Annotated in this window: 22 protein-coding genes; 20 read left to right on the plus strand and 2 right to left on the minus strand. The window is 50.0% G+C overall.

The window, feature by feature from the left end:
- Positions 1–119: 119 nt before the first annotated feature.
- The 4 genes from HYT79_10590 to HYT79_10605 all read left to right on the plus strand — a co-directional run bounded on the left by HYT79_10590 (position 120) and on the right by HYT79_10605 (position 4,278).
- On the plus strand, positions 120–1,280 hold the full coding sequence (locus tag HYT79_10590) for a DUF4433 domain-containing protein (GenBank protein ID MBI2071032.1): 1,161 nt from the start codon (positions 120–122) through the stop codon (positions 1,278–1,280).
- Between the two features lie 473 nt (positions 1,281–1,753).
- A complete protein-coding gene (locus tag HYT79_10595; GenBank protein MBI2071033.1) occupies positions 1,754–2,503 on the plus strand; it encodes a type IV toxin-antitoxin system AbiEi family antitoxin in 750 nt (249 codons plus the stop codon).
- Between the two features lie 32 nt (positions 2,504–2,535).
- Positions 2,536–3,417, plus strand: a complete 882-nt coding sequence (locus HYT79_10600) for a nucleotidyl transferase AbiEii/AbiGii toxin family protein (protein ID MBI2071034.1) — start codon at positions 2,536–2,538, stop codon at positions 3,415–3,417.
- 6 nt (positions 3,418–3,423) lie between these two features.
- The gene (locus HYT79_10605) at positions 3,424–4,278 is read left to right on the plus strand and encodes a metallophosphoesterase (GenBank protein ID MBI2071035.1); all 855 of its coding nucleotides are present in this window, start codon (positions 3,424–3,426) and stop codon (positions 4,276–4,278) included.
- A 74-nt stretch (positions 4,279–4,352) separates the two neighbouring features.
- Here the strand turns inward: HYT79_10605 and HYT79_10610 are convergent, their stop codons facing one another.
- Together HYT79_10610 and HYT79_10615 are read right to left on the minus strand one after the other, a co-directional pair.
- Complete coding sequence (locus tag HYT79_10610; protein ID MBI2071036.1) at positions 4,353–5,189, minus strand: hypothetical protein; 837 nt, start codon at positions 5,187–5,189, stop codon at positions 4,353–4,355.
- Positions 5,167–6,246: a hypothetical protein gene (locus HYT79_10615; GenBank protein MBI2071037.1), complete on the minus strand. Its 1,080-nt coding sequence runs from the start codon at positions 6,244–6,246 to the stop codon at positions 5,167–5,169. The genes HYT79_10610 and HYT79_10615 overlap by 23 nt, the downstream gene beginning before the upstream one ends.
- A gap of 494 nt (positions 6,247–6,740) precedes the next feature.
- Here HYT79_10615 and HYT79_10620 point away from each other — a divergent pair, with 494 nt between their 5' ends.
- The 16 genes from HYT79_10620 to HYT79_10695 all read left to right on the plus strand — a co-directional run bounded on the left by HYT79_10620 (position 6,741) and on the right by HYT79_10695 (position 18,876).
- Entirely contained in the window at positions 6,741–6,986 is a 246-nt protein-coding gene (locus tag HYT79_10620; GenBank protein ID MBI2071038.1) for a hypothetical protein, read from the plus strand.
- A 65-nt stretch (positions 6,987–7,051) separates the two neighbouring features.
- Positions 7,052–7,414 carry a type II toxin-antitoxin system RelE/ParE family toxin gene (locus HYT79_10625; protein ID MBI2071039.1) on the plus strand — a complete coding sequence of 121 codons (363 nt, stop codon included), beginning with the start codon at positions 7,052–7,054 and terminating at the stop codon, positions 7,412–7,414.
- A complete protein-coding gene (locus HYT79_10630; GenBank protein ID MBI2071040.1) occupies positions 7,411–7,758 on the plus strand; it encodes a helix-turn-helix transcriptional regulator in 348 nt (115 codons plus the stop codon). The genes HYT79_10625 and HYT79_10630 overlap by 4 nt, the downstream gene beginning before the upstream one ends.
- Before the next feature lie 257 nt (positions 7,759–8,015).
- Positions 8,016–8,459 (plus strand): heavy metal-responsive transcriptional regulator, encoded by a 444-nt coding sequence (locus HYT79_10635; GenBank protein MBI2071041.1) that lies wholly within the window; start codon positions 8,016–8,018, stop codon positions 8,457–8,459.
- Positions 8,456–9,031, plus strand: coding sequence for a cation transporter (locus tag HYT79_10640; protein MBI2071042.1), 576 nt, complete (start codon positions 8,456–8,458; stop codon positions 9,029–9,031). Before HYT79_10635 ends, HYT79_10640 begins: the two co-directional genes overlap by 4 nt.
- A gap of 8 nt (positions 9,032–9,039) precedes the next feature.
- The gene (locus tag HYT79_10645; GenBank protein MBI2071043.1) at positions 9,040–9,501 is read left to right on the plus strand and encodes a copper chaperone Copz family protein; all 462 of its coding nucleotides are present in this window, start codon (positions 9,040–9,042) and stop codon (positions 9,499–9,501) included.
- 581 nt (positions 9,502–10,082) lie between these two features.
- Entirely contained in the window at positions 10,083–10,724 is a 642-nt protein-coding gene (locus tag HYT79_10650) for a hypothetical protein (GenBank protein MBI2071044.1), read from the plus strand.
- A 146-nt stretch (positions 10,725–10,870) separates the two neighbouring features.
- The gene (locus HYT79_10655; GenBank protein MBI2071045.1) at positions 10,871–11,716 is read left to right on the plus strand and encodes a transglutaminase domain-containing protein; all 846 of its coding nucleotides are present in this window, start codon (positions 10,871–10,873) and stop codon (positions 11,714–11,716) included.
- Positions 11,710–13,230: a mercuric reductase gene (locus HYT79_10660; protein ID MBI2071046.1), complete on the plus strand. Its 1,521-nt coding sequence runs from the start codon at positions 11,710–11,712 to the stop codon at positions 13,228–13,230. The genes HYT79_10655 and HYT79_10660 overlap by 7 nt, the downstream gene beginning before the upstream one ends.
- A gap of 213 nt (positions 13,231–13,443) precedes the next feature.
- A complete protein-coding gene (locus tag HYT79_10665; GenBank protein MBI2071047.1) occupies positions 13,444–13,887 on the plus strand; it encodes a DsrE family protein in 444 nt (147 codons plus the stop codon).
- A gap of 68 nt (positions 13,888–13,955) precedes the next feature.
- On the plus strand, positions 13,956–14,663 hold the full coding sequence (locus HYT79_10670; protein MBI2071048.1) for a cytochrome c biogenesis protein CcdA: 708 nt from the start codon (positions 13,956–13,958) through the stop codon (positions 14,661–14,663).
- Positions 14,660–15,232, plus strand: a complete 573-nt coding sequence (locus HYT79_10675; protein MBI2071049.1) for a TlpA family protein disulfide reductase — start codon at positions 14,660–14,662, stop codon at positions 15,230–15,232. Before HYT79_10670 ends, HYT79_10675 begins: the two co-directional genes overlap by 4 nt.
- Before the next feature lie 46 nt (positions 15,233–15,278).
- A complete protein-coding gene (locus HYT79_10680; protein MBI2071050.1) occupies positions 15,279–17,468 on the plus strand; it encodes a thioredoxin domain-containing protein in 2,190 nt (729 codons plus the stop codon).
- Positions 17,469–17,619: 151 nt separating this feature from the next.
- Positions 17,620–18,000, plus strand: coding sequence for a fluoride efflux transporter CrcB (gene crcB, locus HYT79_10685; GenBank protein MBI2071051.1), 381 nt, complete (start codon positions 17,620–17,622; stop codon positions 17,998–18,000).
- Positions 18,001–18,010: 10 nt separating this feature from the next.
- Entirely contained in the window at positions 18,011–18,352 is a 342-nt protein-coding gene (locus tag HYT79_10690; GenBank protein ID MBI2071052.1) for a DUF190 domain-containing protein, read from the plus strand.
- 119 nt (positions 18,353–18,471) lie between these two features.
- The gene (locus HYT79_10695) at positions 18,472–18,876 is read left to right on the plus strand and encodes an arsenate reductase ArsC (GenBank protein ID MBI2071053.1); all 405 of its coding nucleotides are present in this window, start codon (positions 18,472–18,474) and stop codon (positions 18,874–18,876) included.
- Positions 18,877–19,339: the final 463 nt, after the last annotated feature.

Below are 19,339 nucleotides of genomic sequence, written 5' to 3' on the forward strand. Positions count from 1 at the left end.
AGATGAGTTAGTTCGAAAAAATGCAAATTGGGTAATCAGCAAGATTAGCGAAAAGATGAAGGGGGCATAATCCCAACAACGTCAGTTGAAATTCAGACGGTCAGTTTTGGCGGATTTTAATGGCTTTTCAAATTAGAGAGCTTTATTACATTACTCATATTGATAATCTTCCCAGCATTGTGGCGGAGGGGATTTTGTCTCATGAGTTAGTGCTATCTAAAGGCCTTCGATATACACCGGTCTATGACGAACAAATTATCGCCGGACGACGGGAGCGGACTGCGGGTGGCCGTAATCTTCTGAGCTTTGCGAATCTTTATTTTCAAGCAAGAAACGCCATGCTGTACCGGGTTCTTTATGAAAAATCGCCCAATGATATTGTGGTTTTAGGAATTAGCAGGGATATCTTAAGGCGACCTGATATTTTCATTTCAGACGGGGGGTTAGGAAGTCCGCAATCAAGCGTTCTGCCTCCTCAAGAAGGGTTGAAAAATATTGATTCATTGCGCAAAGAACTTGACAGCGAGTATTGGAAACCTGAGGACGGCTCTAAAAGAAAGATGATGGCCGAGTGTCTGGTGCCAGACCTCGTGCCACCCGATCTGATCAATACAATTTACGTGGCAAGCCATGAGGCAGCCGAAAAGGTTAGATCCATGTCTCTGCCGGACAGGCTCGCGATTGTTCCTCAGATGCCTCTATTTTTTGAGCCAACTCGCAAGATGAGCCTTGCTAATAATTTATTTTTAGTTGAAGGCGATATGTTCTTTTCTAAGTTGCAGACAATGACGATCAGCGTTAATTGCGTGGGTATTATGGGCAAGGGGCTTGCCTCTAGGGCCAAATATCAATTTTCTGATGTGTATGTGTTTTACCAGGATGCGTGTCGAAGCGGTAGGTTACAAATGGGCAAGCCCTGTATTTATAAGCGAGAGAATTCACTGGATAGTGAATTGGCCGATGAACCGCGCCCGGTGGTCAATGGCAATGGAGTTACCTGGTTTTTACTTTTTGCTACTAAAAACCATTGGAAAGAGCTTGGAGATTTTGAAGGTATCAAAAGAGGGCTCGTTTGGTTGCGAGAAAATTATAAGAAAGAGGGCATCAAATCTTTGGCGATGCCAGCGTTGGGTTGTGGATTAGGCGGTTTGGATTGGAAAGACGTGGGCCCAGCGATTTGCCGTTTTCTGGTTGATCTGGATATTCCGGTTTGGATTTATTTGCCAACAGAGAGAAAGATTCCCGATGCCCAGCTTACCAGGGAATTCTTGTTGAAATAGATTGGAGGATATTTTACAGATTGAATTGGAAGAGGCCAATTTGAAAGGTAAGAGTCAAATTTATACTTAAGAAAAGAAGACAGCAGCAGTTAGGGCTCGATGTAATCGAAGAAAAGAATTAAAGAGGGGCAAGCCCCCTCTTTATTTTTTTCTCAAAGCCTAAAACATAAAGGGGTGGTGTGCCCAAAAAGAAGAAAAAGGACCAACTGGATAATCAGAGAACGGCTGAAACTGGATAGTCAGGAGGCGGCGCTAACATCGGCCAGGGTTTCAACGATTAGGATAGGACTCACGACTGTTGCCTAAAAAGGCCATATTGCTCGCTGTGTGCAATATTGGTTTGATTTAGTACGAATAGATAGATTTTTAATCATCTAAAAGTATTCAAAATAAACCAGCTATTGATTTTAGTTTGAATTACTGCTAGTATATTGATAATGGATCAATCAAATAAGACTAAAATAAACCAACTTTTGACCAATTGGCCCAATGGCACAGTTTCGGCCTGTTCTTGGCTCCACCAGAAGGGATTTGGTTACGACCTTATAAATCTCTATCGAAAGAGCAATTGGCTTTATTCCGTCGGCCGCGGGGCCGTCGGCCGCGTGGGGGACCAGTTGGATTGGACAGGCGGTCTTTACGCCATTCAGGAGCAGCTGAATTTGCCCATCCATCTTGGGGGAAGAACGGCTTTGGAAATGAGGGGTTATGCCCATTTCGTGCCTCTTGGAAAAGGTAGGGGGGTGTATTTGTTTGGGGCTCCCAGGACCCGGCTTCCTTCTTGGTTTCGTGAGTATAGCTGGGATGTTAAAGTTCGTTACATAACTACAAATCTTTTTCCCAAGGAAACAACCCTAGGGCTTACCAAAGAAGATTTGGGAGCGTATTCCGTAACCATATCCGCTCCGGAACGGGCCATAATGGAGACGCTTCGCCTCGTTCCTGAACAGCAATCCTTTGAGGGAGCCAAGCTTTTGTTTGAGGGTTTAACCACCCTGAGGCCCAATTTGGTTCAGAGTTTGTTGGAGCAGTGTGGCTCGATAAAGGTCAAGCGGCTTTTTATGCACTTGGCCGAGAAGTCTAACCATGCATGGGTGGCGAAGGTGGATCAGTCTCAATTGGATTTTGGAAAAGGAAAGCGCATGATCGTCAGAGACGGCCATTTGGATTCAAAGTATCAGATCACAGTTCCGGCGGTCAGTAAAGCGGAGGAGGGATCGTGAAAAAAAGCCCATTTTTCAAAGAGACGGAGCTGATGCTGCGCATGATTCCTCATGTTTCTTCCGAATCGCGCTTCGCTCTTAAAGGCGGGACGGCGATCAACTTTTTTCTTCGGGATATGCCAAGGCTCTCCGTAGATATTGATTTGACCTATCTTCCCCTTGAGGGACGTGAGGATTCCTTGAAAAATATCGGCCAAGCCCTTAAGCGTATCGCAGTTTCTATTAAAAAGGCGATGCCTGGGATCAAAATACAAGAAAGTGTTATTAAGCCATTGGGGCAGGTTGCCAAGCTCGTTGTTAACGATGGGAAAAATCAAATCAAAATTGAGCCGAATCAGATAATTCGTGGGACATTATTTCCATGTGAGAATCACGAGTTGTCAAAAAAAGCCGAGGAGCTTTTCGAGATTTCCGTTTCGACCACCACGCTTTCTGAAGCGGACATTTATGGAGGCAAAATTTGCGCGGCATTGGACCGCCAGCATCCTAGAGACCTTTTTGACATTAAAATCCTTATGGACCATGAGGGAATAACACCCGAAATCCAGAAAGCCTTTGTCGTTTACTTGTCTAGCCATGACCGGCCGATGCACGAAGTCATTGATCCCACGCGAAAGGATGTGAGATCTATTTTTGAAAACGAATTTTTAGAAATGACCGATGAGCGGGTAACTTATGAGGAGCTGGTTGAAATCCGTGAGAATCTGGTGGCTCACTTGAAAGCTCGATTGACGGACGCCGAGAGAAGATTTTTGATTTCCCTTAAAGAGGGCAACCCCGAATGGAATTTTCTTGGACTTGAAGGCATTGAGAGATTGCCCGCGATTCAGTGGAAGCTGCAAAATATTAAAAAGATGGACGCGGCCAAACACCGGGAATCTATCGCCAAGCTTAAAGCCAAGTTGGAGATGTAGGTTGCCATGAAGATTCTTTTTGTGACCGATATCCATGGGAACAATGGGAAGTATTGGCAGGTTTTAGAAGTGGCGAGGGAGCATGGGGTTGACGCAGTGGTAAACGGTGGTGATATGCTGCCGAAAGGGGGTGCCAACCTGCACCGCGCTCAAAAAGAATTTGTTGAGGACTTTTTGAATGGGTACTTTGCTCAATATGAGAAAGCGGGGATTTATCATCTGGGCTACTTGGGCAATGATGATTTAAGAGTTTTCGACACTTCTTTTGAGAAGGTATGCTCCCAGCATTCCCATGCGGTCAACTTAGCCCAGAAAAGATTTGAATTGGGGACTTTTGAATTTATCGGTATGAATTGGGTAGTGGACTACCCTTTTAGGCTCAAGGACCGATGCCGAAAAGATCAAAAAGAGTATGCATTCCAGCGGCAACTTGGCTCTGGGCTTATCTCGACAAAAAATGGTTTTGAAGAATTGGGCGATTGGTTTGCCCATGCGGCGACGTTGCCAACGATTGAAGAAGAACTGCGTTCGCTTCCTAAGCCCAAGAATCCTCGCAAAGCGATCTATGTGATCCACATGCCACCGGCTGGCTTGGGGTTGGATGTTTGTCAGTCTGGAGAAAAGGTCGGCTCAAAGGCGATTCATGAATTTATTAAAAGAACGCAGCCATTGCTTACTTTGCACGGCCATATTCATGAATCACCCGAGTGCAGCGGCGTGTGGCGCGCTATGGTAGGCAAAACCGTGTGCGTGCAGCCGGGGCAGGTAGGCGCGGATTCCGTAAGCTATGCGCTTATTGATCTTGACAACCTGAAGATCGAAAGACCCGTGGATTCGTTCATCAATAGAAAATTTGCGTGACCGGCCGCAGGGGGAACCGCTATTGTCTAAAATGTCACACAAAATTACGGATTAGTGTGACAGAAAGAATCTAATTATTTCAGGGCGCGTACAAGATCGGTGGCTAAGGCCGAACAGGAAGCGGCGGTGGTTTCTGTGGGTTCCATGGGTGTCGCAGCGCGGGCGGCCATCTGGGAACCGGGGGAATCCGACTTGGCAAAGAGGTGGCTGAGTATTTCGATGGCTTCCAGAGTGACGCTTCCTGCGATTTTTTCCAAGCGGAGTTTACGCAATGTATCCGCTAAAGTCTGGGTGTCAGTATGGCGCAGGAGGCGGAGCGTGTCTAGGGCATCTTTGTCATTGAGCCTGCCCGCATCTTCCTGGCGGTCGGCCAGTTTGTGGAGCTTGGCGATTAAAAGAGCGGCGGGTCCGGCGACGGCTAAAGCGTAACTTCTCTGGTCAGTCGGCTCTAAGGCCGTGATGGTCATCTGACTTTTATCCACAAGCGCGGCTTCTAGTCCTTTAACCTTCCTGGCGGCCTTGTTGCCATGTGCGCCTAGGCGAGCGCCGCGGCGACCTTGGCCACCCACGCCGGCCGGAACCAGTAGGTCCACTTTGATTTCCACCTCCTTTCCCTTCTGAGTTCTTTTCGTAACCCAGCTCCCAACATTGGTACCGTCCGGCTTAAATTTGGCGCCTTTCATGATTTCTTCCAACTGCGGGCTATCTGCGAGCATCTCCGGGTTTAAGGCGATGTCGGCATCGGTGGTGTATTCAGGAACAGCCAGACCTGCCGGGCCGGTATGCAGATAGACAGCTTGGGCTCCGACCAGAATAGTGGCTTTGCGCTGGGAGCCCAGGGCTTCCAGCGCATCCAAAAGAACCCTACGGGCCAGGATATAAAGCGGATCAGGTGCGCCACTTAGATTCATGATTTTCCATCCAGTCTAGCAGAGATTGGGCTTCCGAGGGATTGCGCCCTGGGCCGGTCAAAAGATCGGCCGCTGTTTGGCTCGGTGCGGCATAAGGAATACCATCACGCACTTGGACACGTTCAAAAACTACAGGGTCATAAGGTTCAGCAAGCAGTACATTGGCGCCGGCCTCGACGGGCTTAAGACCAAGCCGTTCCATAACGTCTTCTGGCGACTTAACGTAAGCCGCTATCATGCGGGTGGGTGCCACCGGGGCAATGGCAGCTGCTGCGGCGGAGCCTGTGATAGCCAGGCTGTCAGTTGTATCGGCGAGTTTTTGGGGTAGATTATTTATGTCGCGGGGTTCAAGGCAAGGAATGATACGGTTGGAACCTAAGAAGGAGTAATCCTGAGACCAACGATCAATAAGTTTTCTCCAGAGGACATTCGTAATGGGGCTTCTGGGTTCGCGCTGGATCAAGTCTTCACTGTCAATGAACGAAAGAACCCGTGAGGTGTAACCGGGGTCTACTCCTGCTTTTTGGGCCAGCTCTACCACTCCAAAAGGAGGAGAAAAGTCGCAAAGAGCTCGTACCACTTCTGCGGCTTTGGCGCCTTTGAGCGATTGAACTGGACGGTTTTCACGGTTAGGGTTGCGTTCTGCGCCTTGGGTTTCAATGTAGAGGCCTGGCTGCGAGGAAACTAGCCACATATTGCCGGTTGTATCGGCATAGGGGATACCGGCTTCCTTGAGGCTTTGGCGCGTGCTGGGGCTGATAAAAGGGGAAACAACCATGGGGACTGCTTCCTGGCCTAACGCTTTAGCGTAGATCCGCAGTTGATCCATTAACGGTTGGACAAGCTTGGGCTCTAGGCGATTTTTGAACTCCACCAGCATTTTGGTTTTTTTGCCTTCTGGCCCGCGCAGCTCTAGTAAGAGGTCAAGGCGTAAACCAGGGCCGGCTTTTATCTCGGCGCCTTTAGACACCACCTTCCAACCGGGCGGAAGGCGTTTTTCTAATAGCCCCATTAACTCGCGTGTTAGAGTATTGCTTAAAATAGACATATTGCTCACTGTGTGCAATATATTATACTTAAGCAATATAGTATTCTCAAGGGGAGCTTTAGTTCGGACGTGTGGGGGATGGCGTTGAGAACCTGAGGGAGAAAAGAGGGGTGGGCGACCCTTCAATTACCCCCCAAGTGCCCTACAAGTAGCGGATATTCAAATTTGGCATGACGGACCGTAGCAGAAACCGTAGCAACCGGGGGGTCGCTTCGAGAGGGATTGACTGCCCGTGGGACACCATCAGGATGGTTCCGACAGATACGATCAAGGATCACAAAACAAGTTTAGACAGCCAACTCACCCACGATCACGCCATTTTCACAAACCCCGAAGTTGTCGAGGAGGAGCTCCGAACCTTCGTCGGGAAACCGCCCTCCGACAACCCAATTCACCGCGAAGTTTTTCAGAAACAGAACCCTCAGGTGCCCAACTTGATGGGGCCGAAGTAGCCCAATCTAACAGCCCTGAATATCCCCGAATGTCCTCGATTTACCCTGATCTTGTTAGCAAAAACGTTAGCAAGAAATATCGACATTAACGGATGTAATAATTTCAATGGATTTGATCTCACGACCGGTTCCCTCTTGGGCTGGATATTTAAGGAAGCGCTGGCTTTAGCTAAGAAAGCCGATGTTTCCGAGGATCAACTAAGGGAAAAGTTTTATTCTCAAGCGGAGAATTTATGTAAAACTTTGCGAATGACTATTTCACCTAGCGACGCTTGGAAAAAATTTCAAATTGGATAATGTCTGACTTAAAAACGGAGCCTTGAAAATATACATATTTAGGTATATACTTTTAAGGGTATAAAATGGCGCTTCGTAGAAGGTATTATCCCAACGGCGATTCCGGCGAGGTTCGGGAGTATTTGGAGGCCTTGCGGCAGGATAGCCAGAGGAGAAAGGCGGCCGTTAAGCTGGATATCGACCTTCAAACGTTAGAGCTATTTTGGCCTAAAACTATGAATGTGACGGTTAGGACTCTTAAAGGGTGGGAACCTTTGAAGGAGTTGAAAAGGCGCTTTGACAAGATCGCCTATAGAATTTTTTTCTGTATTAAAAAGAACGAGCTTTGGCTTCTTTCAGCTTATGAAAAGGAGTCGGATGATACACCTAGAAACGAGCTCGAGAAGGCTTATAAGCGAATGAAGGAAGTTTTGGAGATAAAACCATGAAAAGAAAAAAGCAGGAAAACCAATTTGATCCAGACGTGCGTAAAGCCATTGAATCGGACCCCGAATATGCTGCCGAGTATTTCGAGGAGCTTATGCAGCGCCCTCTTCCTGTCCAGATCGCGCTTTTACGCAAATATTTGGGTATGACCCAGGAGCAGTTGGCCAAGGCACTTCATCTTAAGCAAACTCATATTTCTAGGCTTGAGAATGTGGATTCTGACCACCTTTTAAGCTTGTATAAGCGGGCCGCTGAAAAGATGGGCGCTCATCTGGCCGTGGTTCCAGAGAATATGACCCTGGTGTCCAAAGACTATCTCCAGAAATTTCATTCGGCGCATCTTTGATTGCACCTAGCTAAATTACGATTGCAGTCAACCGAAAATAGGGTCGAAAATCGGGGCGTCTGTTAGCAAAAGCGTTAGCAAGAAATGAATTTATCGAGAGCAACTGGCGCTCTTTATCCGAGTAATAGGATTCAAGGCTGTATTAGGCCGAATTGGGCCTTCAGCTCTGATTGATCCGATGCCCCCCTCCTTCGCTAAAATTGCCTATTGACTCTATACTAAGGTATAGGGTTTATACTTAAGGTGAGGAGGCGGACATGAGCGAATCATTAACCATCGGCAAGGTAGCTAAATTGGGAGGCGTCAATATCCAAACGGTGCATTACTATGAGCGCCGGGGGATTTTATTTCCAGATGACCGAAGGGATTCAGGATATAGGCTCTACAACGAGGAAGCTGTCCAGAAATTAAGGTTCATCAAAAATGCCCAGGCTCTGGGGTTTACCCTTAAAGAAATAGAAGGACTTTTGAAATTAAGGGTGAGCCACCGGGCCCGTTGTGGAGATGTCAAAAGGAAGGCTGAGACCAAGCTACGGAGCGTCAGAGAGAAAATAGCCAGCCTTAAAGCCATGGAGAAGACGCTGCTGGGCCTTGTTCGTACCTGTCGGATCAAGGCCACTACTGATCGTTGCCCTATTCTAAGGAGCTTGGAGATTAAAGACGGAAAAAGGTCGCTTCCCAAAGGGGGATCGTCAAGATGAAAGAAAAAATTGCCAGCGTTGGAGCTTTGGCCTCGGCAGCCTTGGCCTCTGTCTGTTGCCTGGGGCCCATCGTGTTGATTGGCCTGGGCTTAGGCGGGGTTGGATTGGCGGCCGGCCTCGCAAAGTATCGCCTTTTCTTTTTAGGACTGACCGCTATTTTGCTGGGATCAGCGTTTTATATGACCTACAGAAAACGCAAGGTTGCTTGCGCGGATGGATCTTGCGAGTTCCGATCAGGGAGCAAAACAATGAAGACAGTCTTATGGGTTATTGCCATTTTGGCGGTGGGAACAGCTACATTTCCTGATTGGTCGGCGCTGTTTCTATCGAAGCATCTGGCTGCGGCAAGCGCCAATGCCCAAACAGTTCATCTTTCCATCTCCGGCATGAGTTGCACGGCCTGCGCCCTAAGCATTGAGCGTTCCTTGAAGAAGGTTCACGGGGTTGAATCCGCGTTCGTGGATTTCGAAAAGGCCGAAGCCGCGGTTCTTGTGGAGCCGGGCACTTCAACAGATGACTTGCTTAAAGCCGTGTCAGCCGCTGGCGATTACACGGCCAAGATCAAGAATTAGGAGTTAAGGTGCCTGACTCATCCGAAACACACGGAGCCTGCTGCAAGATACCGACAATCCTTTGCCCCTGCCCTGTTTGCGGTAATAGAGGACGAAAGGTAACCGCCTTGACTCTGAATAACCACGTGCCCAGCCCTTTGCGGAAGGAACTGGGCGATGATGCCACTTTTTGTCTTAACCCGGCCTGTGAGGTTGTTTACTGCAATCCTCAAGGCAGGATCGTAAAAAAAGGTCAAACCAGACTGCCTGTGACCATCAAAGATGTGGGTGACGACGTTTATGTGTGCTACTGCTTTGAGCATAAGCGGAGCGATTTGCGCCGCGGTCTTAAGGAAAAGGGCAAAACGGACATTCCTTATAAAATCAAGCAAGGCGTCAAGGAGGGCCGCTGCGACTGCGAAAGAAAGAATCCCCAAGGCGCCTGCTGCCTGGGCAACGTTGCCCAGGCCATCAAAGAAATCGAGATTTAACTTAAACGGCCATGAAAAGCACGAAGAAAAGGGGGTGATGACCATGGGACCTAAAAAACCTTGCGGTTGTTAAAACGTTTTTCAAAGCTCACGGCAGGAAAGCAAGGAGGTGATTTGAGTGAAGACCATATTGATCGCCCTGGCCATAGCGATGGTGACAGGCGCTGGGGTTTGGGCCTACAAGGCTGGTATCTGTTGCGGCAATCCCTCGGCCCCATGTTGCCCTCTTAGGAAATAGGGCTTTCGGGTAGCGGGTACGCCCATGAAGGGTTTGTGATAAAAATGCTCAAGGCCAATCAATGATCAGCGGGGTCCAAGTCGAGCCCAAGGGGATTGTTTATCTATCGCCGATATTTAAGTGGTTTGGCGAAGATTTTAAAATTGCCTATCCTCCTAAGGATGGATTTAAGGACCACGGTGGTGCCCTGGGGAGCCGCGCTAAAACCCCATTTGAATGGGCCCTTTATGCCTTGGGACTCATCGCAACGGTTGCGGTAACGCTTTTTGTAACTCGCGCCGCTCGATCCGCTTTGGATCAAGGGGCGCAAAATAAAAATACAAAAACACAAGGAGGAACGAGTATGACACGAACCCTAGCGTTAAGCGCTATTGCGGCATTAATGTTTGCCGCGAATATCAACGCAGAGGAACACCCGAAGGAACATCCGTCGGGAACAGCTCCGGCTGCCGCTGCTCAGGAGCCTTCTAAAGAACATCCCTCTGGAACGGCTCCAGCGGCTGCCAAAGAGCATCCCAAGGAACATCCTGCTGGTGCGGCTGCCTCAGAACACAAGGAGCATCCGAAGGGCAAAGAGCACCCTGAACATCCCAAAGGTAAACCCGCCCAGGCTCCCGAAGGCTCCAAGGCCTGGATGAAGCAGATCCGTAACGAATACGATGCCAAGGTTTGCGAGGTCGGAAAGGGCAAAAGCAAAACCGAGTCGTACACGATTCACGATGACAAGTTGAACAAAGATTGGGAACTGCGGGTCGTTAAGGTTCATAAGAACCGGATTGTCCAACTAGGCAAGAACCAATTTTTTGCCTGCTCGGACTTCAAATCGGTTAAGAAAGGCGAAAAAGACAAGCTCGACCTGGATTTCTTCGCCACGAAAAATCCCGACGGTTCCTGGACAATTGACAAAGTCCTAATCCACAAGGTTAACGGCGTTCCTCGTTATACCTGGAACGAGAAAAACGAGATGGCGCCGGCCGGCAATTAAGGCAGCTCGCAATAGTCATGAAAGGGGAATGGCGTTTGGCAGCAGGAGGAGCGATCCTTCTGGCAGGAATTGCGGCCTTCGCGGCTTATTCTAATCTAGCGCCGCCATCAGCGTCCAGAGTTATTGAGCTGGAGGAAAGAGTTAAGGTGTCGGCGCCACCGGGGACTCGTGAAATCCGGCTCTGGATTCCCAAGCCGCCCAATGGTGCTTCGCAATCCGTCCAACTGATCAGCGTTGAATCGCCGCTGCCTTATGAGATTGCCTCCGAGCCGGAGTTCGGGAACGAAACCGTGTTCCTGAGGGCTCATCCTCCGGTCAGGGAAGGGCTTGAGGTACTTCTTAGGTACAGGATTACCCGAAGGCCGCAAGGAGATTCTTTTGACGGCAGAAGGCCTTCGGATATTGATCTTAAGGCACGCGGCCTCTTGGCCGTCAATGACGAAATCCAGCAAATCGCTAAAGACAAGACCCAGGGCATTTCCGATTCGTTGGAGAAAGGCCGCTCTCTCTATAAATATGTCTTAAGCCGCATGGCTTATGACAAATCAGGAGAGGGTTGGGGGCGGGGGGACTCCATCTACGCTTGCCGCATCGGCAAGGGAAACTGCACGGACTTCCATTCTCTCTTTATGGCTCTAGCGATGGCTAGCGGAATTCCAGCGCGATTCCACATGGGGTTCTCCCTGCCGGAGGAGTCTCAAGGCGCGATCGGCGGTTACCACTGCTGGGCTGAATTCTACACGGAGAAAACAGGCTGGGTTCCTGTGGATATTTCGGAGGCTTGGAAAAACCCCAAACGCGCCGAGTATTACTTTGGCCATCTGGATACGAGGCGGGTTCTGGTCAGCACGGGCCGCGATATCCGACTTTCTCCGCCTCAGAAGGGGCCGTTGCTTAATTTTCTGAGCCGGCCCTACGCGGAGGCGGATGGCAAGCCCCTCTACGATATCGAGTTTACGCGCAACTTTAAGGAGATGCAAAGATCATCGTGAAAGAGGTCATTGTCGAGCCTTGGGACGAGCACAATAAGACGCTTGTTTCTAATGCCCATCCACCCGATTGGATTAATCCAGAACCAGCTTCCCGTTACAATCTTGTAGTAATCGGAGCTGGTACAGCAGGTTTGGTAACCGCGGCCGGGGCCGCCGGCCTTGGAGCCAAGGTAGCCTTGGTCGAGAAACATCTTTTAGGCGGTGATTGCCTCAACGTGGGCTGCGTGCCTTCCAAAGCCTTGATCCGGGCCTCGCGCGCCATTGCGGATGTGCAAGGCGCTGCGGACTACGGCGTTGTCGTCCCGCCGGGCGCTAAAGTAGATTTCCCGGCAGTCATGGAACGTATGCGCCGCCTGCGTGCCCAGATCAGCCCCAACGACTCGGTCCAACGCTTCAAGAATCTAGGCGTGGATGTCTTTTTGGGGGAGGCCAAATTTACGGGCCCTGATACCGTGGAAATTGAGGGCAAACGGCTTCGTTTTACCAAGGCTGTTATCGCTTCTGGAGCCCGTGCCATAGAGCTGCCGATCCCGGGTCTTAAGGAGGCCGGCTACCTGACCAATGAAACAATTTTTTCCTTGACGGAACTGCCCAGGCGTTTGGCTGTAGTGGGGGCCGGGCCCATCGGCTGTGAGATGGCCCAGGCTTTTCTGCGTTTCGGTTCTGAAGTTTATCTCATGGAGGCTCTGGGTCAAACCCTCATTCGCGAAGATCGTGACGCCGCCCAGATTATTGAGAAAGCGTTCGTAAGAGAGGGAATAAAGTTTTCCTGCAATCACAATGTTGTTAAGGTGGAAAAGCGTGGCGCTGAGAAAGTGGTTTTCACGCAGTGCGATTGCCATAAGGGCGGCATTGCTGTGGATCAGATTCTGGTAGGAGTCGGACGAGCCCCAAACGTGGAGGGACTCAACCTTGAAGCGGTCGCAGTGGAATACGACAAGAAGTCAGGGGTCCATGTTAATGATCGGCTGGAGACCAGCAACCTCAGAATTTACGCGGCGGGTGACATCTGCTCAGCCTACAAGTTCACTCACACGGCAGACGCGACCGCGCGCATCGTCATCCAAAACGCCTTGTTCATGGGACGCAAGAAGGCAAGCGCCTTAACAATTCCCTGGTGTACCTACACCGATCCGGAAATCGCTCACGTCGGCCTTTACGAAAAGGACGCCAAGGAACGAAGCATCCCGGTGGATACCTTTATTCAGGAGTTTAAGGAAGTGGACAGGGCTTTGTTGGATGGCGAGAATGAAGGCATGATTAAGGTTCATGTAGAGAAAGGAACCGATCGGATACTGGGCGCCACTATCGTCGCCCGGCACGCCGGCGAGATGATCAGTGAGATCACTCTGGCCATGACCAATGGGATTGGTCTTAAGGGTATAGCCCAGACGATTCATCCTTATCCCACGCAGGCCGAATGCATTAAAAAAATCGGGGATGCCTACAATCGGACTCGATTAACTCCTTTTGCCAAGACCATTTTAGAGAAATGGTTGAGGTGGAACCGGTAGTTCTTTAAGATATTTTAAGTTGAGGAGGAAACCAGATGGAAAACGAAAATGCTTTGACGTGCAGCCATTGCAATTACCAGCCTGAGAATGAAGCCAAAAACTGGAGAAAGTGCGTAAAGTGCGGGATGCTTTGGTGTCCTAAATGTGCGCCTTCCGATTCGGACCAATGCGTTAATTGTATTGGGGGCAAGCTTGTCGCCGTGGAGAAATCTCATGAATAGGCTTGGTCTTTTGGCCGCAGCGCTCTTTAGCGGACTTTTGCTTTTTGGCTGCGCCGAATCACGAGAGCGGCCGCCTAAATTTCTCATCATCCTTCAGGCGGGCACCGAAAGTCACGAGGGGTTGGCCCGCGCTCTCCATGCCCTGCTCTATGCGAAGGAGCTTAAAGAGGCGGGTTACGCCGTGACGCTTGTTTTTGACGGCGCAGGAACGGGCTGGGCCGAGGCTTTTCGCGATCCCAAGAATAAGCTTCACGATAGATACAAGGGACTTAAAAATCTGCAGGTGGTCGAAGAAATCTGCGACTTCTGTGCCGGGGCTTTCAAGGTTAAGGGTAAATTGAAACAGATGTCGGACGCCACGCTGGTGGGAGAATTTGAGGGCCATCCCAGCCTCAAGAAGTGGGTTGCTCAAGGCTATCAGATTATTGTTCTTTGATGTGGTGCGACGCGAAATCAATTTAGGACCGAGGGAGATTTGCTGCGATGAGCCAGATTAGTGTTTGGATGTCATTCTTGGCTGGCGTGGCTTCGTTTTTGTCTCCTTGCGTTTTGCCTTTGGTTCCGGGCTATATTTCTTTTATCTCTGGCATATCTCTAGAGGAGCTCTCTCAAGGCGCTGACCGCCGGGCCATCATTCGCCGCGCGGGAGTGGGCTCCATTTTTTTCGTCTTGGGCTTTGCGATGGTATTTACCATGCTGGGCGCCTCGGCCTCAGCCATCGGCCGCCTTCTTGAGGCCCACATGCAGGTATTCTCCAAGCTGGCGGGGGCGATGATTATTCTTTTTGGACTCCACACCATCGGCGTCGTTCCTATCAAATGGCTTTATTACGAGAAGCGAATCAAGACAGGAAAATTTCAGCCCAGTTGGGCCGGGGCCTTTGCAATGGGCTTCGCGTTCGCCTTCGGCTGGACTCCCTGCATCGGCCCAATTCTCTCTGGAATCCTGGCGTTGGCCGCGGTGCAGGCGACTGTAAAACAGGGAATGTTTCTTCTTTTTGTCTATTCCCTTGGTCTTGGAATTCCTTTTATACTCACAGGTTTTGGGACAGCTGCCTTCCTGCAATTCTTTAACCGTTACAAGCGCTATATCCGTTGGGGAGAAATCGCGGCAGGCATTCTTCTTGTTGTGGTAGGAGCCCTCATTTTTTCAAACCGGCTGACCAAGCTAATCGCCCTATTTCCCTCATGGCTCTTTAAGTTTGCCTTATGACTCTGCTCATCGAAAAAATAAGAAATTTTATTTTGAGGCGGTGGCGGACTTTGATCACGGTTGCGATGATCGCAGGCGTAGGATATTACCTTGGAATTCAACAGGGGCCGCAAACTCAGGATTTAAGCCAGAATCCCCGTCCATCTGCGGATTTTATTTTACCCGATCTTCAAGGTAAGCCCATTCATCTCTCAGATTTCAAGGGCAAGGTTATTCTTCTTGATTTTTGGGCGACTTGGTGTCTGCCTTGCATCGAGGAGCTGCCGGATCTAAAAGCTGTCTACAAAAAATATGCGGACAAAGGATTTGTGATTGTCGGGGTTTCCTTGGATGAGGCGGGCAAGGAGGTTGTTGTCCAGTTCGTCAAGGAACATAATGTCCCCTGGCCCGTTCTTTTTGCGGGCGGCGCCGACAAATCGCCCAAAGGTTATCCTTTGCGCGGCCTTCCCACGGCTTATTTGATCAGCCCCGATGGAATGATCCGCAAGAGATACACAGGATTCAAGTTTAGGGAGGAGCTTGAGAAGGACATCGAGAGCCTTGTGCCAATTCGAAAGGGAGGCGGTTAAGATGAGAGGCTGTTTCATCGCTTTATTATTTGTTCAATACTTTTTTATGGCTTCAGATTCGCAAGCGTCCAATTCTCAAGGAAAACCCAATCATCTCATCCGGGAAAAAAGTCCCTATTTGCAACAGCATGCCTACAATCCCGTGGAATGGCATCCTTGGGGCGAGGAAGCGTTTCAAAAGGCCCGCCGGGAAAACAAACCCATTTTCCTCTCCATCGGGTATTCCACCTGCCATTGGTGCCATGTCATGGAGAAGGAATCCTTCTCTGATCCCAAGATCGCGGCAATCATGAATAAATATTTTGTTTCGATTAAAGTGGACCGGGAGGAGCGTCCGGACGTGGATAAAATCTACATGACAGCGGTCCAGGCCATGACCGGCGCCGGCGGCTGGCCACTTTCGGCATGGCTGACGCCTGATCTCAAGCCATTCTTTGGCGGCACCTACTTTCCACCGGATTCCCGCTGGGGCAGGCCGGGATTTTCTCAGATTTTAGAAAGGACCGCGGAACTCTGGAAAACACAGCGCGACAAGCTTGTTTCCTCCAGCAATGATCTGACCGAGAAGATTCAGCAATACATGACAGTGGAGGGACGCCAGGGGCCACTGGAGCCCGCGGCCCTTGAGAGCGGATTTAAGTCCTACCAGAGCTCTTATCAGGCCTCAAGAGGGGGTTTTGGCGGCGCTCCCAAGTTTCCCATGCCGGTCAATCATAACTTCCTCCTGCGTTACTGGGCGCGTGCCAAAGATTCCAAAGCCCTGGATATGTCCCTTCACACGTTGCGCGAGATGGCCAAGGGCGGGATTTACGACCACCTAGGAGGCGGATTCCACCGTTATTCCACGGACGACAAATGGCATATCCCCCATTTTGAAAAGATGCTCTACGACAACGCCCAGCTTGCGGTCAATTACTTGGAGGCCTATCAGATCAGCAGAGAGGAGGGATTCGCCCAAGTTGTCCGCGAAACTCTGGAATATGTTCTGCGTGACATGACCCATCCCCAGGGCGGCTTTTATTCCGCCGAAGATGCGGATAGCCTCCCGCCGGAGTTGGCGGGCAAGGTTTCGGATAAAGGCCATGAGCACAAATCGGAAGGAGCTTTTTATATTTGGGAGAAGGAAGAAATTTTGCGGATTGCGGGCCAGGAGGCTGGAGAGATTTTTAGCTACCGCTACGGTATTGAGCCCACCGGCAACGCCGAGTCTGACCCCCAGGGAGAGTTCAAAAATAAAAATATTCTCTACATCGCCCACGGTATGCCCGATACAGCCAAAAAGTTCCAAAAATCAGAAAAAGAGACGCAGAGGATTCTCCAAGAAACCAAACAAAAACTTTTCGAAGCGCGCGCCAAGAGGCCAAGGCCCCATTTAGACGACAAGGTTCTGGTTTCCTGGAACGGCCTCATGATCTCGGCTTTCGCCAAGGCAGCTCAAATTTTGGGTGAGCCTCGATACGCTAAAGCCGCGGAGCGCTCCGCCGCCTTCATTCAAACCAGTCTGTACGACTTAAAGACAAAAAGGCTTTATCGAAGATGGAGAGAGGGCGAAAGCAAGGTGCCTGGTATCGCCGATGACTACGCGTTTCTGGTTCAGGGGCTTTTGGATCTTTATGAAGCAACCTTTGATGCCAGGTGGCTAGAATGGGCGATTGAGCTTACCGAAACGCAAAACAAACTCTTTTACGATTCTCAAAACGGGGGATTCTACATGACCGCTATCGGCCATGACAAAAATCTTCTGGTTCGAACCAAAGAAGATTCAGACAACGTAGAGCCCTCGGCCAGCTCTATTGCGGCCTTGAATCTTTTGCGTTTGGCGCAGTTCACGGATCGTAAAGATTTCCGGGAGGCTGCGGAAAAAACCTTGACCCTTTTCGCCCAACAATTGAAGCAACAGCCGCGTTCCCTGCCTCAGATGCTGGCGGCTTTGGACTTTTATCTTTCTAAACCTAAGCAGATCGTTATTGCCGGGGAACCCTCGGATCAAGATATGAAAGAGATGCTTGAGGAAATCCACCGCCGCTTTATGCCAAACAAAATTCTCCTGGTGGTTAATGGCGGGAAAAACAGAGAAACCTTGATCCAATGGCTGCCTTTTTTGAAGGGCATCGTGCCTATTGGGGGCAAGGCAACCGCCTATGTCTGCATTGACTATGCCTGCGAGCTTCCTACCAATGATCTCAAAATTTTGGGATTGATTTTGGATGGCTCGCGCCCCAGCCAGGGCAGGTAATTTTGGCTCGATTTCTCAGAGCGAATTTTGCCGGCGCCATCTAAGATTTGCTTGAATAGACGATAGGCGATGGAGTTCGCCTTGAACCGCCCGGCGATTTTCGCGGGATGATAACTCCTACCAAGTAAAAGCGGTAGGAGTTTTTTATTTTATGGACACAAGCAAATTAATTGGATTGGCCGCGGGCAGCCTTGCCGGAGGCTTTGCCAGGTATTTTCTGGCCGGCATGGCCTATCGTGTCTTTGGAACCGGTTTTCCGCATGGAACTTTCGTGGTCAATATGTCGGGGTGTCTGCTGATTGGACTTTTAGACGGCTTGGCTGAAGAAAAATTCCTTTTAGGCCCCAACGCCCGGCTCCTGCTCATGATCGGATTCTGCGGGGCCTTTACCACCTTCTCGACTTTAATTTTGGAAACCAACAATCTTTTGAAGGATGGAGAAATTTTAAGAGCCGTCTTAAACGCCGGCGGGAGCCTTCTCCTTGGCCTCGTCCTGCTTCGCCTGGGAATGGCCTTGGGAAAATTGATATGAGGGGGTTACGATGAAAATTCCAACCGATGGAAAACTTTTAAGAATCTTTATCGGCGAAGCCGATCGATGGCAAGGCCAGCCGCTTTACGAAGCCATTGTTCTCGAAGCCAAAAAGGAGGGTTTGGCGGGAGCCACCGCCATCAAAGGCTTCATGGGATTTGGCTGCAAAAGTCATTTGCACACCGCCAAGCTCCTGCGCCTATCCGAGGACCTGCCCATTGTTATCGAGATTGTGGATAGCGAAGAAAAGATCAGCAAATTTCTTCCCAAGCTCGACGCGATGGTTCAGGAGGGGCTAGTCACCCTGGAAAAGGTTCAGGTGGTCATGTACCGGGCTAATGGAAAAGGATGAAATATCTCCCCTTGGGTGGAATCTTAAGCGGCTTCTTTGGGGCGCTGTTCGGTGGTCCGTGGCCGCGATGCTTTTTTTGATTGCCGTCGGCTTAGTCAGTGGTATCATTTAACGTGCCTATGAAAATCAAGGTTCTGTTCGTTTGCGTTGAGAATTCCTGCCGCAGCCAAATGGCTGAAGGTTTCGCCAGGGCTTTGGGCAAGGATGCATTGGAAGCCTGGAGCGCGGGCTCTAAGCCTTCGGGCAAGGTCAATGAGACGGCCGTGCGGCTTATGAAGGAGCAAACAATAGATTTGAGCCATAATATTCCCAAGGGTCTTGGTGACCTGCCTAAAATCCAATGGGACTATGTGGTCACGATGGGTTGCGGGGATGCCTGCCCCATAGTTGCCGCCAAGGCGAAACTTGATTGGAATATTCCTGATCCCAAGGCTATGCCTGATGACGAGTTTCGCAAGGTGCGCGACATAATCGAAGAGAAGGTTCGCGAGCTTATCCAAAATGCTAAACAAAAGAATCCCTAAATATCTGGCGGAGGCCGTCGGCACGTTCTGCCTGGTGTTCGCGGGTACGGGAGCCATTATTATCAACGAGATCTCCGGCGGCCGGGTGACGCCCTACGCCCGCAGATAGATCAACCAAATCAGGTTGTTGTTAGCGTACCGCGCAATATTGATTGTACTCCCAGCAGATAAAATACAATCAAAGAAAAATGTCTCTACGATTATCCATAGGGTTACATTTTAGACGGCGCGATTCGGGCTCAATTTATCCAACCGGCCATAAATTTATAATAGTGTATTCCATGCCTGCAGATAAGCGCAGCCGTCAAGAGCCACCCTGACGAAGCCTTTTGAGGCAACCCTCTCATGAATTCCGGCATCCTCTGATACCGGAATCCATGCGGGGGGTGACCCCCGCCGATATTCAGGAGGTAACTGTTCGTGTTTGACCGGATCAGGCATTTGATTTTTGGAAAACCGCGCG

The sequence above is a fragment of the Elusimicrobiota bacterium genome, assembly GCA_016180815.1.
Lineage (GTDB): Bacteria > Elusimicrobiota > Elusimicrobia > JACQPE01 > JACQPE01 > JACPAN01.

Coding starts and splice junctions, on each gene's coding strand:
- HYT79_10600 (MBI2071034.1), top strand. CDS start 2,536: ATGCTGCGCATGATTCCTCATGTTTCTTCCGAATCGCGCTTCGCTCTT.
- crcB (MBI2071051.1), top strand. CDS start 17,620: ATGGACACAAGCAAATTAATTGGATTGGCCGCGGGCAGCCTTGCCGGA.
- HYT79_10665 (MBI2071047.1), top strand. CDS start 13,444: ATGAATAGGCTTGGTCTTTTGGCCGCAGCGCTCTTTAGCGGACTTTTG.
- HYT79_10675 (MBI2071049.1), top strand. CDS start 14,660: ATGACTCTGCTCATCGAAAAAATAAGAAATTTTATTTTGAGGCGGTGG.
- HYT79_10630 (MBI2071040.1), top strand. CDS start 7,411: ATGAAAAGAAAAAAGCAGGAAAACCAATTTGATCCAGACGTGCGTAAA.
- HYT79_10625 (MBI2071039.1), top strand. CDS start 7,052: ATGGCGCTTCGTAGAAGGTATTATCCCAACGGCGATTCCGGCGAGGTT.
- HYT79_10590 (MBI2071032.1), top strand. CDS start 120: ATGGCTTTTCAAATTAGAGAGCTTTATTACATTACTCATATTGATAAT.
- HYT79_10635 (MBI2071041.1), top strand. CDS start 8,016: ATGAGCGAATCATTAACCATCGGCAAGGTAGCTAAATTGGGAGGCGTC.
- HYT79_10695 (MBI2071053.1), top strand. CDS start 18,472: ATGAAAATCAAGGTTCTGTTCGTTTGCGTTGAGAATTCCTGCCGCAGC.
- HYT79_10670 (MBI2071048.1), top strand. CDS start 13,956: ATGTCATTCTTGGCTGGCGTGGCTTCGTTTTTGTCTCCTTGCGTTTTG.
- HYT79_10680 (MBI2071050.1), top strand. CDS start 15,279: ATGGCTTCAGATTCGCAAGCGTCCAATTCTCAAGGAAAACCCAATCAT.
- HYT79_10610 (MBI2071036.1), bottom strand. CDS start 5,189: ATGAATCTAAGTGGCGCACCTGATCCGCTTTATATCCTGGCCCGTAGG.
- HYT79_10640 (MBI2071042.1), top strand. CDS start 8,456: ATGAAAGAAAAAATTGCCAGCGTTGGAGCTTTGGCCTCGGCAGCCTTG.
- HYT79_10650 (MBI2071044.1), top strand. CDS start 10,083: ATGACACGAACCCTAGCGTTAAGCGCTATTGCGGCATTAATGTTTGCC.
- HYT79_10690 (MBI2071052.1), top strand. CDS start 18,011: ATGAAAATTCCAACCGATGGAAAACTTTTAAGAATCTTTATCGGCGAA.
- HYT79_10605 (MBI2071035.1), top strand. CDS start 3,424: ATGAAGATTCTTTTTGTGACCGATATCCATGGGAACAATGGGAAGTAT.